The organism is Acutalibacter sp. 1XD8-36, assembly GCF_009917525.1.
Classification (GTDB): Bacteria; Bacillota; Clostridia; order Oscillospirales; family Acutalibacteraceae; genus Acutalibacter.
Genome location: NZ_QZDU01000013.1, coordinates 1 through 13,760 on the forward strand (window position 1 = coordinate 1; position 13,760 = coordinate 13,760).

Below are 13,760 nucleotides of genomic sequence, written 5' to 3' on the forward strand. Positions count from 1 at the left end.
CCGCTCTCTCGAGCGCTTGACTATCTTACCACACTCATCCCCTTTTGTCAACACCTTTTTTCAAATTTTTTTCGATTTTTTTCGACTTTCTATATCTAGATTTTATTCGCCTCATTTTTCCAATATATGGTATGACTTTCTTGTAATTCCCAGGCATACTTTTGCTTGTCCATCATAGAATTATTTGTAAAGGGGTGTGTTCCCATGAAAATTGAGAAGAAAAAATTTTTGATTTTTGTTTGGCGGGTAGGACTGATTATACTTGTCAACCTAATGATAATAGCTATGCTGCTCAACAGCGGGGGCGCCCATGCCCTTTCAAAGTATGGCTCCACCGGCAGTGAGGTCACTCAGATACAGCAGCGCCTTCAGGAGCTGGGCTATGACCCCGGGGCCGCAGACGGCATATATGGAACCCGCACTAAAAATGCTATTATATGTTTTCAGCGGGATTATGGCCTAAGCGACGACGGCATTGCCGGGCCCAAAACACTTGCAGCATTGGGCCTGACTGGAGGCGGCGGCTCCGGCGGCGGAAGCTACGGTGGATTTTCTGAGAGTGATGTTCAGCTTCTTGCTAAGATAATATCTGCTGAATCCCGTGGTGAACCATATCAGGGCCAGGTAGCCGTTGGTGCAGTGATAATGAATCGCATAGCCCATCCATCTTTTCCAAATACCCTTTCGGGCGTCATATATCAGGAGGGGGCCTTTTCCTGCCTGTATGACGGCGGTATAAACGCCCCTGTCGCCGATTCTGCTTATCAGGCTGCCCGGGAAGCTATAAACGGCTCTGACCCCACCGGAGGCGCTATCTATTACTATAATCCAGCCAAGACCACAAATAAGTGGATTTGGTCCCGCCAGGTTATAGCCGTCATCGGTGCGCATAATTTTGCGATTTGATATAAAAACTTTTATGGCGGGACCCAAACAGGAATCCCGCCTTTATCATTAATCCTTTTCCTTGGCAGCTACAGGCAGCCATATTTCGTACTCCATACCATTCCCGGTGCACAAATAATACTCAATATTGACCGGATATGCTAAATCATACTCCCTGTTTCCCGGGAGCCACTCCTGAAATATCTGGGTATTCAGTGCCTGCAGGCTATCTGTGTTTGCGCTTGGGCTGCGAAACCTTGCCCATTGCGCAGCAGGTATTTCCCGCACCGTCAGACCATCCGGTACCTGCCCTCCTTTATATGGTCCGGCTACCATGTAGGTAAATGAATCCTCCCCGCTGTCCACGCAGACTCCATACACTCCTATATCATTCTCCGCGACCGCTCTTTCAATATCTGTCCCTGGCTCCTTGCCCTGCCAAAGCGGTGTTAAATACTGCTCCATCAGCCTTTCCCACATTTTTGGACACAGTTCGTAGCCCCTGTCCATGGGAATGTTCTCCTCAAAACCGATAACCTTAAAGCTGTCCATTTTTTCAACTACATAATCCACATTATATCCCCCTTTTATAGTTATGCTTATTTTTAGAGGTAGAAAAATTTTTATCTTTCCTCTCTGCTTCTCTATCTGTGAAGGCGGAAAGCCATGGAAGCGCGAGAATGCCTTTGCAAAACTCTCCGGCGTCTGATAGCAGTATTTATAGGCCACATCTATTATCTTATTACCCCCGGCAAGCAGGTCCATTGCTGCCAAATACAGCCTGCGGCAGCGTATGTACTCTCCCAGACTGTAGCCGGTCATAATTTGAAAGCCCTTCTGCAAATAGAACGGCGATAGGTTCACCGCCATCCCTATGTCAGCTGGTGTCACAGGCTCCAGCAGATGTTCCTCCATATAGTTGATGGCACCGCGCAGGCTTGTAAGCCACTCCATTTTATACCTCTTTCAGCCTATTTGAGTTTATTATAATCCCTTTTGGGGTAAAAATCCTGACTTTTTCTGCTCAGTTCTGTCCTGAAGCTTCCCCCTTCTTAAAGGACATGAGAAATACTCCTGCACTTAAAACAAACAGGACGGACACTGTAACATAAAATGTCTTGGCCCCAATAGCGTCAAAAACAGCGCCACCCACAAGATTTCCCAATATTCCCGCTACTGATGACATGGATGTAAAAAATGCCTGGGCGCTGGCCTTTAGATGGCTGGGCGCCAGCTCATATACATAGTTTAGGGATGACCCTAGGAACAGTCCGTTGCCAAGGCCAAACAGCATACAGAACAGCATCATTGTGGGCAGGGAGTTTGCAAGCAGTCCCAGTCCAAGACATTCCATACCCATTAAAAGCGCGGAGCCAAGTATCAATACACGCAGTGGAAACTTTATCCTCAGCCGCACCATAAGCAGCAGGAAGGGTATTTCCATAGTAGCGCGAAGCGCCAGGATTATCCCATACTGTTTTGAGTCCACGCCAATGCTTGCCATATAATACGGCAGAAAGTTGCCCTCACAGGCCACCGCTATATAAAAGATGAATCCGAAGCCCAAAAACGCTACATACGCCTTATTTTTAAACAATTCCCCCAAGTTTATCGAACCCTTTTCACCTTTTTTAGCCGGAGCCTTTGCAGCCGGTTCTCTGGCAAAGAAGGTCATCGTAATTGGTATGAGCATGAAAAGCCCTGTGACCCAAAAGGTATTCTGTACCCCAAGGCTGGGAAGCCAAGCAGCTATTATCAGGCTGCCAATAGTAAACAGGAAGGAGCCAAGGCTGCGCAGAACGCCAAAATTCAGTCGTAACTCGTTGCAGTTGCGCACCAGTATATTCTCGGCATACGGGGACATCGACGAGCGGAAAAAGCATACTGCCGGTATGTAGCACATCAAAAGTATGGACGAGCCGTGATATTTCACCGGTACAAGTGGTATTAACGCATACATCAACGAGCCCCCTATGAGCACGGTGATGAGCACCTTACGCAAAGAGCCAATCCTGTCGCTTGCCATGCCCCAGAAGGATACCGACGCTATTCCTACAACTGAGCTCAGCGCATTTACCACACCCATGGACGAGGCGGAAAATCCCGCCCCCTGCAGGTACACAGCCTGGTAGCACCCGAAGGCCCAGGCAAACCAGAAAAATCCGTTTACACCCACCAGGACTATTGCCTGCCTGCCGCTTGTGTTCAAGCGGGAAAAGAGTTTTTTCATTTATTGCTGCTCCTTTTTAGAAAGACGGTCTAGCTACGGTTGATTATATCCCATTTATTATAGATGTCAAGGGTTTCCCGCAAATACATCCCGGTATATTTTTTCCACAGCCCCTTCCAGTGACACATCTTCCCCTATGAGCGTCTCTTTTATATTGCCAAGATAGTCCTTCTCCTGCCACCACCTGCGCATATCCTCTTCACCGAAATCATCCTTATTCAGCTTTGTCTGGTGGCGACGGAGTGTCTCCTCAAATGAGATATCGTAATAGTATGCAAAGATATTTTTTCTCCCATACTCCTCTATAGCGGCATCAAATAGGGATTTATTGCCGAGTAGGGCAGTATGCCTTCCATGACAGTAAATTCCGAATTCTTGTGCCCATATCTCATGAGCTCTATCATAAGCGGCAGCGAGCGCTCTATGCCCTCTTTGCTCCAGACATGCAGTATCTCCATACGGACCATATCATGAGATATGCGCATTGTGTTGGGCCCAAACTTCTCCTGGAGCATTCCCGCGGCAACTGTCTTCCCGCTGCCTGAGTTCCCTCTTAGTATAATTAGCTTTGGCATGATGTCCCTCCCCATATGTTTGTGTCCACATTATATCAGGTGGACACAGACAAAGCAAGCTGCATAATCGACGTATATCGACAGAAAATGTGAATTACTTTTTCTTTTACCTCGAAGGGCTCATACTTGAAAAATTGCGGCCTTTGTGCTATAATTTTCGATTAATAATATCCCTCATATATTTGGGAAATAAAGTTAAAATTATTGAGGAAAGAGAGTGTGACTATGCTGAAAATGGATTATCAACGGAAGTTTTCTAAAGAGGGTCTTACCTTTGACGACGTACTGCTGATTCCCGCCGAATCACATGTTCTGCCCAGTGAAGCGGATTTCTCTACCCAGCTGACCAAGACCATCCGGCTGAACGCCCCTATCCTAACTGCTGCTATGGATACGGTGACGGAGTCTGATATGGCAATAGCCATTGCCAGAGAGGGCGGCGTTGGCATTATCCATAAGAATATGACTATTGAGCGTCAGGCCGACCAGGTCGACCGCGTGAAACGCTCGGAGAACGGTGTTATCGCAAATCCATTTTTCCTGTCCCCCGACAGCCTGGTGATAGAGGCTGAAAAGCTAATGGGACGCTTCAAGATTTCTGGCGTTCCCATTTGTGAAGACGGTGTATTAGTTGGTATTATAACTAACCGTGACCTACGCTTTATGGAGGGTGACGATTTTAACCAGCCGGTTAAGAACGTGATGACTAAGGACCATCTTGTAACTGCTCCGGTAGGTACAACTTTGAAGGAGGCCCAGGAAATTCTGCGCCGGTATCGCATTGAGAAGCTGCCGCTTGTAGATGATAAGATGCGCTTAAAGGGACTTATTACCATTAAGGATATTGAGAAGGCCGTGCGGTATCCTAACTCTGCAAGGGATAAGAGCGGACGCCTGCTTTGCGGCGCGGCTATCGGAGCTACTGCGGATGTTCTTGACCGCGTGGCTGCCCTTATTGAATCCCAGGTAGACCTGGTGGCCCTGGACTCTGCCCATGGGCATAATGACGGCGTCATTAAGGCCGTCAGCAGGGTCAAGAAGGCTTACCCGGATTTACAGGTTGTGGCCGGTAATGTCGCCACAGCTGAGGGAGCCAAGGCACTGATAGATGCTGGAGCTGACTGTGTAAAGGTCGGCATAGGGCCAGGCTCAATATGTACTACACGTGTTGTAGCAGGTATAGGAGTACCCCAGATAACAGCGGTATTTGACGCGGCCTGTGAGGCGGCCAAGCACGGTATACCGGTTATTGCGGACGGAGGCATTAAGTACAGCGGTGACATTGTCAAGGCCTTGGCGGCTGGGGCAAGCGCAGTCATGCTGGGCTCTATGGTGGCCGGATGTAAGGAGGCCCCAGGTGACTATGAGCTTTACCAGGGCAGGCAGTTTAAGGTCTACCGTGGCATGGGCAGTCTTGGGGCTATGGGCAAAGGCAGCAGCGACAGATATTTCCAAGGGGAGCAGAAAAAGTTCGTGCCCGAAGGTGTCGAGGGGCGCGTGCCCTATAAGGGCCCTCTGGCGGACACTATCTTCCAGTTGCTTGGCGGCCTACGCTCTGGTATGGGATACACCGGCTGCGGTACCATTGAAGAGCTCCATGAGAAGGCTCAGTTTGTGCGAATCACTGGCGCGGGACTGAAGGAAAGCCATCCGCATGACATCCAAATCACAAAAGAGGCCCCAAATTATTCTATTAACGTATAATTTCGCGGATTTTCCGTAAAAAGGTATTGACATTCTCTCTTCTATCCATTATAATAATTAGCGTCCCGTGAATCCGGGACGCATATATGGCGGTATAGCTCAGCTGGCTAGAGCATTCGGTTCATACCCGAAGTGTCGATGGTTCAAGTCCATTTACCGCTACCAAATGGCCCGGTGGTCAAGCGGCTAAGACACCGCCCTTTCACGGCGGTAACACGAGTTCGATTCTCGTCCGGGTCACCAAAACGGCGGGTTTCGGAAAGTCGAGACCCTGGCAGGCACGATTAAGAAATGGCGTCGGGCGGTTTGCTTCGACGTTTTTCTTATATCCTACTGAAAGGCATGTGGTGATTATATTATGATAAGGAAAATTTTGGCTTTGGCTGGAGCGGCGGCAATGGCCCTGACACTGTCGGCCTGCGGCGGGCAGATGGAGCAGCTGGACACTTTGGAGCCTGTCTCCTCGGGAATAGACTTGGCCCCGGTGGAGGCTGCAGGCTTTGACGACAACTTGGACGGGCTCTGCAAGTATATGGAGGCTAATAGGGCCGTGTCCGGTGAGAAAGACAATATGTCCTATAAGGAAATCGGCGCCATAGACGGCTGTCGCTACCGCTTTAAGTATGACGGCAGCACGGTGCAGGCTGAGTTTTATGAGTTTGACCTGGATAACCTTGACGAGAAGGGCAAGGAATGTGTTGGTTCGGTCGCTGAAAAAGGCTCTTTCACAGTGCTGGGAAACGAGGCCCCGGCAGTTATGAACGGCAAGTATATGATGGTATACACCGACCCAGACAGCGACGAAGTAAATAAGGCTCATAGTGACAAGGTGTTAGACCTGTTCAACAGCTTCAAGCCCTGATAGAAAAAGCTAAGCCATCCGAGGTATTATCCTTCGGATGGCTCTTTTTTATTGTCCTGCTCTATTCCTTCGAATAACCGCCGTAATAAACATACCGAGCACCCCTACCATCAGATAACAAAAGGCGTAAAACAGAAAGTCCAGCTCCCACATTTCCAGGAATATCCACGCTCCCGCAATGAACAGCACCGGATTAGCTATCGTCAGCCACCAGCGTGCCTTGGCGTCCCAGCCCGCGAATATGCCAGTCCCCAGAGCCCATAGCGGCCCTATGATAAAGAACTCCAGAGCTATAAGCACCATGAATGCGTCCATATTCGTAAATCTAGCCGCTCCAGGCATACCGAACATTATGGCCGCTGTACCTATTAGCCAGGCTGTAGTTGAGCGCTTCATATTTCTCTCCTCTTATCCGATAATTTCCTTGCCGCCCATATACATTCTCAAGGCCTCAGGTATCCTAACCTTTCCATCAGCCTGCAGGTTATTCTCAAGATACGCTATCAGCATACGCGGCGGAGCTACGACAGTATTATTAAGGGTATGCGGGAAATAATTCCCTTCGGCATTTTTGATCCTTATACCCAGCCGCCTTGCCTGGGCGTCACCCATATTGGAGCAGCTGCAAACTTCAAAATATTTCTTCTGCCTGGGGGACCAGGCCTCAACATCCACGGATTTTACCTTAAGGTCCGCAAGGTCACCGGAACAGCACTCTAAAGCACGAACTGGAATATCCAGCGCCCGGAAGAACTCCACGGAATACCGCCACATCTTATTATACCAATCCATGCTGTCCTCTGGCTTACAGACTACTATCATCTCCTGTTTCTCGAATTGATGGACTCGGTACACTCCACGCTCCTCTATGCCGTGTGCTCCGACCTCTTTGCGGAAGCAGGGAGAATAGCTTGTCATTGTCTGCGGCAACTGTTCCTCAGTGAGCAGCTGTCCGGCGTATTTGCCTATCATGGAGTGCTCGCTGGTGCCTATAAGGTACAGGTCCTCCCCCTCTATCTTGTACATCATATTTTCCATTTCGGCAAAGCTCATAACGCCTGTAACTACATCACTGCGAATCATGAATGGGGGTATGCAATAGGTAAAACCCTTATTTATCATGAAATCCCTTGCAAAGGCCAAAATTGCCTCATGCAGGCGAGCGATATCTCCAATTAGATAGTAAAATCCGTTACCGCTTGTACGGCGTGCACTATCAAGGTCAATACCGTTCAAACGCTCGATGATATCTGTGTGATATGGCACCTCAAAGTCTGGAATGACCGGCTCACCAAATCGCTCCAATTCTACATTCTCGCTGTCGTCGCGGCCGATAGGCACGGAATCGTCAATAATATTTGGAATGACCATCATGCGCTTTTTTATTTCCTCGGTCATCTCCGATTCTCTGCGCTCCATCTCCTCCAGTTCCTCAGCAATAGCCGATACTCTTTTCTTTGTTTCCTCTGCCTCCTCCTTTTTCCCCTCTTTCATCAGCCTTCCAATTTCCTTGCTGACTGTGTTTCTCTGCTGCCTCAGCTCGTCTCCCCTAGACTTGCTGGCGCGGAACTGCTCATCCAGAGCCAATACCTCGTCCACTAACACTAGCTTTTCATCCTGGAACTTCTTTTTGATATTCTCCTTTACAAGCTCGGGATTTGTCCTCACTAATTTGATATCCAACATGCTTAACTCTCCTTATCCTGTAATTTTAAGTCTCTCAGTAAATTTTGAAGGTCTTCTTCTCCATAGAACTCTATCTGAAGCGTTCCCCTTTTCTTCGTGCCCGCTACCTTAACTTTACGGCCTAGATAGTCGCTTACAGCCAACTGAGTTTCGGCGTAAAACTGGCTGGGCTTAGCGGAGCGCGATACCTCTATGGGCTGCGTTGTCAAAATACTTTCTCCCTGGGCAGATTTTTTTGCTATGGCCTCCAGCTCACGTACGGAGATACCTGACTTTGCCTTCTCCGCAGCCAGCCGCATCTCCTCTTCTGATTTAAAGCTCAATAGTGTACGTGCATGACCTGCTGAGAGTTCTCCTTGCTCTACCATTGCTTGAATGTCTTCAGGCAGATTTAAAAGCCTCAGTGCATTTGCCACTGCCGGTCGAGATTTTCCCACCGCTTCTGCCGCCTGCTCCTGTGTCATCCCCTGTACGTCTATTAGCTGCTGATAGCCTTTAGCTTCCTCCAAAGGGCTCAAATCTTCCCGCTGGAGATTTTCAATAAGGGCAAAAAGCATCTCTTCCCCATCAGTCATCTCACGGACTACTGCCGGTACTTCCTGAAGCCCTGCCATTCTTGATGCCCGCCAGCGCCGCTCTCCGGCAACTATCCGATAGCCCCCGGTCACCATCGGCCGCAATAGGAGCGGCTGCAGTATTCCATGCTGAGCGATGGATTCCGCAAGTTCCGTAAGGGCTGAACTGTCAAATTCTTTTCGCGGCTGGTCCCGGTTTGGCTCTATATCATCAATACGCACGGTCACCGTGCCTTCACCTTCCAGACTGGAATTCTCCGCGAATATAGCGTCCAGGCCTCTCCCAAGTCCACCTTTCTTTGCGCTCATACCTTATCCTTTCTTTTTGAGTATTTCCCTTGCCAGCTCCCTGTACGCCCTGGCACCCTTTGAGTAGTGGTCATAATACTCTACTGGCTGACCAAAGCCCGGAGCCTCTGAAAGCCTCACAGCACGTGGAATTACTGTGCTGTATACCTTTCGCGGGAAGAATTTTTTTACTTCTGTCACCACCTGTTGGGTTAAATTTAAGCGTCCGTCGTACATTGTCAGCAGCACACCCTCCAGCTCAAGCAAGCCATTATACTGGCGTTTTACCCTGCGGACTGTATTTATAAGCTGGCTTAGTCCCTCCAGGGCATAGAATTCACACTGGATGGGTATCAGTATTGAATCTGCTGCATTTAGTGAGTTTGTGGTTATCAGCCCAAGGGAAGGTGGACAGTCTATAAAGATGTAGTCATAATCTTCCTTGACCTCTTGAAGCGGAGACTTCATCCGTTCTTCACGTTTATCCATTCCTGCCATCTCTATTTCCCCACCGGCCATGTCGATACTGGCAGCCAGCAAATCCAAATTCTTATACTGAGTATGGCAGATAGCGTCTTTTGCACCCTCCCCTCCTATCATCACTTCATACACTGTCAGAGGACACTGGCGCTTATCTACTCCCAATCCGCTGGTAGCGTTGCCCTGCGGGTCGGCATCTACCAGAAGCACCCTCTCATCCATACTTCCGAAAACCGCAGCCAGATTTACGGCAGTTGTAGTCTTCCCTACACCGCCTTTTTGGTTTGCAATTGCAATTGTCTTAGCCATTTCACTATGCTCCGATCCACTTCTCATATTAACACGCTTATTATAACACAAACATCAACGCTTTTCTAGCATAAAATGGCTTTCCAAAAGAAAACTGCTTTTTTTCTAAAATCCTGTTAGCTTTTTGCCTTATTATCGTATACTCCAATGTTTCACATGAAACAAAGGCAGGAGGCCGGAACTTTTACGCTCCAGCCTCCTGCTGTGGGAAATGAATAAGGGAATGGGTTAAACTTGTACTCTGTTTTGTTTTGGAATGCGCACTACGCACTCTATATACTCTTCAGTCTCCTTTTTTTCTGTCTGGGCCTGGATGCCTGCCGTCTTCATAGCATCCACAGCATGGTCTATGGTATTGATAAACAACCTGATATCCTTTGCCACAAATGTCCTGCGGCCCTTACGTATGGGCTCCCGCGGCTTCAGAGAATCTGCTATCAGTTCCTCAGTATTTGCCACATTCAGTCCCCTAGTAATCACCGTTTGTAACACTTTTTGTCTTAATTCAATATTATCTATCCGCAACAGTGCTCTAGCATGACGCTCCGAGAGCTTATGCTTTATTATCTCACTCTGCTCGTCGGAGCTCAATTTTAACAATCTCACTTTATTTGCGAGATATGACTGACTCATACCCAGCCGGCGGGCTGCTTCCTCTTGCGTTATCTGCCATTCCCGCAGAAGATTTACTATAGCGTTTGCCTGCTCAAACATATGAAGGTCCCGGCGTTGTACATTTTCCAACAATGCCAGCACAGCGCTATCCTCTGGCTCACAGTCTGATATAATTGCAGGTATCTCCTTCAGCCCTGCCAGCTTGCAGGCTCTAAGCCTTCGCTCCCCTGCTATCAGATAAAATACACCGTTTTCTTTACGTACGGTTACCGGCTGAAGCAATCCGTTCTCCGTAATGCTTTGCGCAAGACTGCGGAGCTCGTCCTCCTGGAATATCTTTCTCGGCTGCGAGGGATTTGGCATGATTTTTATAACTGGTAATCTTGTCAGTTTCAGCTTGTCTCTTGTAAACATCCGCCTTGCCCCCTTACAGCCTATATTTTACTACACGGTATATAAATAGTTTGTTGTTTTCTGTCGGCGGGAAAAATATTTACAGATACTTCTTAAATCCTTTAACCTGCTCAAATCCGATTGCCTCATAGAATTTATGAGCACCCACTCTGTTCATTCCTGAAACCAACATCTCATAATGACAGTCCATCTCTTTTCCCCAGCGCTCTATTTCGTTAAACATCAACTTTCCTATCCCAAGCCCCTGGAATTTTTCAAGAACAGCCACATTCTCTACCAATAAGATAGGACGGCAATCGCCGCAGATATCCTCAAATACAATTCCAAAGAGACTGCCTAAAATTTCACCGCTTTCTTTATCTATAGCCACCAAGAGATACTTATGCTCATCCTGGCTTATTCTTTCAATCAAACTCGCCATCTTATCCTGGTCCCCCGGGCCGTCGCTAATGACCTGCATTACTTTGTCCAATCCTGGTATATCTTCTACAAGTGCCTTTCTCATCTCAATATTCATAATAGATTAACCTCCTTTTATAGCAGTTAAAGTGGGTGCTTTGTAATGGTTCCACCGTGACGCGGATATCCCTTAGGTGTAAAGCTAAGCTTGCGCACCACAATTAAGTTTCGCTCCCCTGCATTTGGCAGCTGCACCTGCTTAATGTCCACTTTATCCCCGCCAAGTATATCCAGAGCATTTCTGGCTTCAAAAAGTTCTTTATTTGCCCCTGGGCCTTTCATTGCAATAAAGTAACCTTTCATTTTCACCAATGGCAGGCAATATTCGCACAGTATCCGTAATTGCGCCACAGCTCTGGCAGTTACAATATCAAAGTTCTCACGCATAGCCTTATCAAGTCCGGCTTCCTCCGCACGCTTATGTACACGCCTACACTCTACTCCGAGTTCACTACATAGTTCTCCAAGGAAGTTAAGACGCTTATTCGAGCCATCAAGCAGGGTAACCTGCAAATCAGGCCTCATAATTTTAATTGGTACTCCCGGAAACCCTGATCCAGTACCAACATCCAAAACCTTAGCGCCATCTTTAAATTTACAGGCTAACAGCGTTGTTAAGCTGTCTAAAAAATGTTTTTCTAGTATCTCCTCAGGCTCCGTAATAGCTGTCAGATTTAACTTTTCATTCCATTCTACAAGTAGCTTCATGTATTTCTGAAACTTAGCCGCTTGTTCAGCTGTTACTTTAATACCCAAATTTTTTGACTCCAAAATGAGCTTTTGCCTGATATCCTCCATGTTTTCAATCCCCCCTCTCCATTGATGCTAGCCAAATCATCAAGACCGATATATCTGCGGGACTTACGCCAGAAACCCTCCCAGCCTGCCCAAGATTTTCTGGTTTCACTTTCTCAAGCTTTTCAACCGCCTCAAGTCTCATCCCCTTTATCCTGTTGTAGTCAATATCTTTGGGTATAATTTTACATTCTACTCTGCGCATTTCTTCAATATCTGCCAGCTGTCGCTTAATATATCCCTCATACTTCAGTTGTATCTCTACACTTTCAAATACTGCCTGGCCTAATTTTGGACGTTCAATATCAACTTCAGTTAAATCGGCATAAGTTATCTGCGGACGCTTCAAAAGCTCACTTAATCTCACACCTGTGCTGACCGGCGTTGTTCCACGTGAAACAAGAATTTTATTCAAAGCATCACTTGGAGAAAACACAGTATCACACACTCTCTTAAACTCTATTGCCTTTGCCTCCTGCTTACGCTCAAATTTTTTCCAGCGTGAGTCAGATATAAGTCCAATCTCTCTACCTATAGGTGTAAGACGTTCATCAGCATTATCCTGGCGAAGTATTAGCCTATACTCAGACCTAGAAGTCATCATACGGTATGGGTCTGTAACTCCTTTTGTAATCAAATCATCAATGAGAGTTCCAATATATGACCCAGCCCTGTCAAGAATTAGCCTTTCCTTCCCTTTCAGCTTTCTTGCGGCATTTATACCAGCAATCAAGCCTTGGGCGGCGGCCTCTTCATAACCTGAGCTTCCATTAAACTGTCCCGCACCATACAATCCGGGCCAATCACGAAACTCAAGAGTAGAGTCCAGCTGCAACGGGTCACAGCAGTCATATTCTATAGCATATGCGCTGCGCATAATCTGTACATTTTCCAGTCCTGGTATAGTTCTGTAAAATTTCACCTGCACTTCCTCAGGCAGGGATGAACTCATGCCCTGCAAATACATCTCCTCAGTATCAATCCCACACGGCTCAATAAAAAGCTGGTGTTTGGATTTATCAGGAAACCTTATAACTTTATCCTCGATACTGAGACAATATCTTGGGCCAACCCCTTCAATCATTCCGGCATAAAGAGGTGAACGACAGATATTGTCTCTAATTACCTTATGAGTCTCTTCATTTGTCCAGCTAATATAACATACATCCTTATTAGCAAGTTGCACATCTGTATCATATGAAAAAGGCGTAACAGGGTCATCACCATGCTGAATCTCTAAGATAGATATGTCAACAGAAGATTTTAAAACTCTAGCAGGAGTACCTGTCTTAAACCTTCTAAGAGAAATACCAAACTCCCTCAGCCGGTTCGGTAAAAAAGCCGCCGGAAACATTCCATCTGGCCCACTATCATACGACACTTCCCCAACAAATACCTTGCCGCCTAAAAATGTCCCGGTGCATAAGATTACTGCACCGGTATTATAAATCGCTCCAAGTCTGGTAATAACTTCCCATCGATTACCCACAGGCTTCAAATCCACGACTTCTGCCTGTCTGAGCTCAAGGTTCTCACATAACTCAAGCTTATGTTTCATCACCCGAGCATATTGATTCCTGTCTATCTGCGCACGCAAAGAATGTACTGCCGGGCCCTTTCCTAAGTTCAGCATACGGCTTTGTATCATACACTTATCCGCAGTCCTGCCCATCTCACCGCCTAAAGCGTCTATCTCACGTACTAAATGTCCTTTAGCTGTACCACCAATGCTTGGATTACACGGACAATTTCCAACCGCGTCTAGGTTAATGGTAAAAACAACCGTCCTGCATCCCAAACGTGCCGCTGCAAGTCCCGCCTCAATTCCAGCGTGCCCGGCGCCAATTACAGCAACATCTATCTCTCCTGCAAAATAGTTCATA

Annotated in this window: 14 protein-coding genes and 2 tRNA genes; 5 read left to right on the plus strand and 11 right to left on the minus strand. The window is 47.3% G+C overall.

Annotated elements, in window-relative coordinates; all coding sequences use genetic code 11:
- Positions 1-273 precede the first annotated feature (273 nt).
- Positions 274-906, plus strand: coding sequence for a spore cortex-lytic enzyme (gene sleB / locus D5270_RS14550; RefSeq protein WP_243150389.1), 633 nt, complete (start codon positions 274-276; stop codon positions 904-906).
- A gap of 48 nt (positions 907-954) precedes the next feature.
- Here the strand turns inward: sleB and D5270_RS14555 are convergent, their stop codons facing one another.
- The 3 genes from D5270_RS14555 to D5270_RS16940 all read right to left on the minus strand — a co-directional run bounded on the left by D5270_RS14555 (position 955) and on the right by D5270_RS16940 (position 3,690).
- Entirely contained in the window at positions 955-1,839 is an 885-nt protein-coding gene (locus D5270_RS14555) for an AraC family transcriptional regulator (RefSeq protein WP_166544776.1), read from the minus strand.
- A 70-nt stretch (positions 1,840-1,909) separates the two neighbouring features.
- Positions 1,910-3,115, minus strand: a complete 1,206-nt coding sequence (locus D5270_RS14560) for an MFS transporter (protein WP_166544777.1) — start codon at positions 3,113-3,115, stop codon at positions 1,910-1,912.
- A 302-nt stretch (positions 3,116-3,417) separates the two neighbouring features.
- Complete coding sequence (locus D5270_RS16940) at positions 3,418-3,690, minus strand: zeta toxin family protein (RefSeq protein WP_243150390.1); 273 nt, start codon at positions 3,688-3,690, stop codon at positions 3,418-3,420.
- A gap of 225 nt (positions 3,691-3,915) precedes the next feature.
- On the opposite strand from D5270_RS16940, the gene guaB reads away from it, so the two are divergent.
- The 4 genes from guaB (at position 3,916) to D5270_RS14585 (ending at position 6,256) form a co-directional block, all read left to right on the plus strand.
- A complete protein-coding gene (guaB, locus tag D5270_RS14570) occupies positions 3,916-5,394 on the plus strand; it encodes an IMP dehydrogenase (protein ID WP_166544778.1) in 1,479 nt (492 codons plus the stop codon).
- Between the two features lie 88 nt (positions 5,395-5,482).
- Positions 5,483-5,559, plus strand: a tRNA-Met gene (locus tag D5270_RS14575).
- A gap of 3 nt (positions 5,560-5,562) precedes the next feature.
- Positions 5,563-5,637, plus strand: a tRNA-Glu gene (locus tag D5270_RS14580).
- Between the two features lie 115 nt (positions 5,638-5,752).
- Positions 5,753-6,256 (plus strand): hypothetical protein, encoded by a 504-nt coding sequence (locus D5270_RS14585; RefSeq protein WP_166544779.1) that lies wholly within the window; start codon positions 5,753-5,755, stop codon positions 6,254-6,256.
- Positions 6,257-6,304: 48 nt separating this feature from the next.
- Here the strand turns inward: D5270_RS14585 and D5270_RS14590 are convergent, their stop codons facing one another.
- The 8 genes from D5270_RS14590 to mnmG all read right to left on the minus strand — a co-directional run bounded on the left by D5270_RS14590 (position 6,305) and on the right by mnmG (position 13,759).
- Positions 6,305-6,652, minus strand: a complete 348-nt coding sequence (locus D5270_RS14590) for a hypothetical protein (RefSeq protein ID WP_166544780.1) — start codon at positions 6,650-6,652, stop codon at positions 6,305-6,307.
- 12 nt (positions 6,653-6,664) lie between these two features.
- A complete protein-coding gene (gene serS / locus D5270_RS14595; protein WP_166544781.1) occupies positions 6,665-7,942 on the minus strand; it encodes a serine--tRNA ligase in 1,278 nt (425 codons plus the stop codon).
- Positions 7,943-7,944: 2 nt separating this feature from the next.
- On the minus strand, positions 7,945-8,826 hold the full coding sequence (locus tag D5270_RS14600) for a ParB/RepB/Spo0J family partition protein (RefSeq protein WP_166544782.1): 882 nt from the start codon (positions 8,824-8,826) through the stop codon (positions 7,945-7,947).
- Positions 8,827-8,829: 3 nt separating this feature from the next.
- Positions 8,830-9,594, minus strand: a complete 765-nt coding sequence (locus tag D5270_RS14605) for a ParA family protein (protein ID WP_166544783.1) — start codon at positions 9,592-9,594, stop codon at positions 8,830-8,832.
- Between the two features lie 228 nt (positions 9,595-9,822).
- A complete protein-coding gene (locus D5270_RS14610; protein WP_166544784.1) occupies positions 9,823-10,623 on the minus strand; it encodes a ParB/RepB/Spo0J family partition protein in 801 nt (266 codons plus the stop codon).
- 79 nt (positions 10,624-10,702) lie between these two features.
- Positions 10,703-11,140, minus strand: a complete 438-nt coding sequence (locus D5270_RS14615) for a GNAT family N-acetyltransferase (protein ID WP_166544785.1) — start codon at positions 11,138-11,140, stop codon at positions 10,703-10,705.
- Between the two features lie 26 nt (positions 11,141-11,166).
- Positions 11,167-11,880, minus strand: coding sequence for a 16S rRNA (guanine(527)-N(7))-methyltransferase RsmG (gene rsmG / locus D5270_RS14620; RefSeq protein WP_166544786.1), 714 nt, complete (start codon positions 11,878-11,880; stop codon positions 11,167-11,169).
- A 4-nt stretch (positions 11,881-11,884) separates the two neighbouring features.
- Positions 11,885-13,759, minus strand: a complete 1,875-nt coding sequence (mnmG, locus tag D5270_RS14625) for a tRNA uridine-5-carboxymethylaminomethyl(34) synthesis enzyme MnmG (protein ID WP_166544787.1) — start codon at positions 13,757-13,759, stop codon at positions 11,885-11,887.
- Position 13,760 lies beyond the last annotated feature (1 nt).

Excerpts from the sequence above, each read along its gene's own strand:
- sleB (WP_243150389.1), top strand. The coding sequence starts at position 274 with ATGATAATAGCTATGCTGCTCAACAGCGGGGGCGCCCATGCCCTTTCA.
- D5270_RS14555 (WP_166544776.1), bottom strand. The coding sequence starts at position 1,839 with ATGGAGTGGCTTACAAGCCTGCGCGGTGCCATCAACTATATGGAGGAA.
- D5270_RS14560 (WP_166544777.1), bottom strand. The coding sequence starts at position 3,115 with ATGAAAAAACTCTTTTCCCGCTTGAACACAAGCGGCAGGCAGGCAATA.
- D5270_RS16940 (WP_243150390.1), bottom strand. The coding sequence starts at position 3,690 with ATGCCAAAGCTAATTATACTAAGAGGGAACTCAGGCAGCGGGAAGACA.
- guaB (WP_166544778.1), top strand. The coding sequence starts at position 3,916 with ATGCTGAAAATGGATTATCAACGGAAGTTTTCTAAAGAGGGTCTTACC.
- D5270_RS14585 (WP_166544779.1), top strand. The coding sequence starts at position 5,753 with ATGATAAGGAAAATTTTGGCTTTGGCTGGAGCGGCGGCAATGGCCCTG.
- D5270_RS14590 (WP_166544780.1), bottom strand. The coding sequence starts at position 6,652 with ATGAAGCGCTCAACTACAGCCTGGCTAATAGGTACAGCGGCCATAATG.
- serS (WP_166544781.1), bottom strand. The coding sequence starts at position 7,942 with ATGTTGGATATCAAATTAGTGAGGACAAATCCCGAGCTTGTAAAGGAG.
- D5270_RS14600 (WP_166544782.1), bottom strand. The coding sequence starts at position 8,826 with ATGAGCGCAAAGAAAGGTGGACTTGGGAGAGGCCTGGACGCTATATTC.
- D5270_RS14605 (WP_166544783.1), bottom strand. The coding sequence starts at position 9,594 with ATGGCTAAGACAATTGCAATTGCAAACCAAAAAGGCGGTGTAGGGAAG.
- D5270_RS14610 (WP_166544784.1), bottom strand. The coding sequence starts at position 10,623 with ATGTTTACAAGAGACAAGCTGAAACTGACAAGATTACCAGTTATAAAA.
- D5270_RS14615 (WP_166544785.1), bottom strand. The coding sequence starts at position 11,140 with ATGAATATTGAGATGAGAAAGGCACTTGTAGAAGATATACCAGGATTG.
- rsmG (WP_166544786.1), bottom strand. The coding sequence starts at position 11,880 with ATGGAGGATATCAGGCAAAAGCTCATTTTGGAGTCAAAAAATTTGGGT.
- mnmG (WP_166544787.1), bottom strand. The coding sequence starts at position 13,759 with ATGAACTATTTTGCAGGAGAGATAGATGTTGCTGTAATTGGCGCCGGG.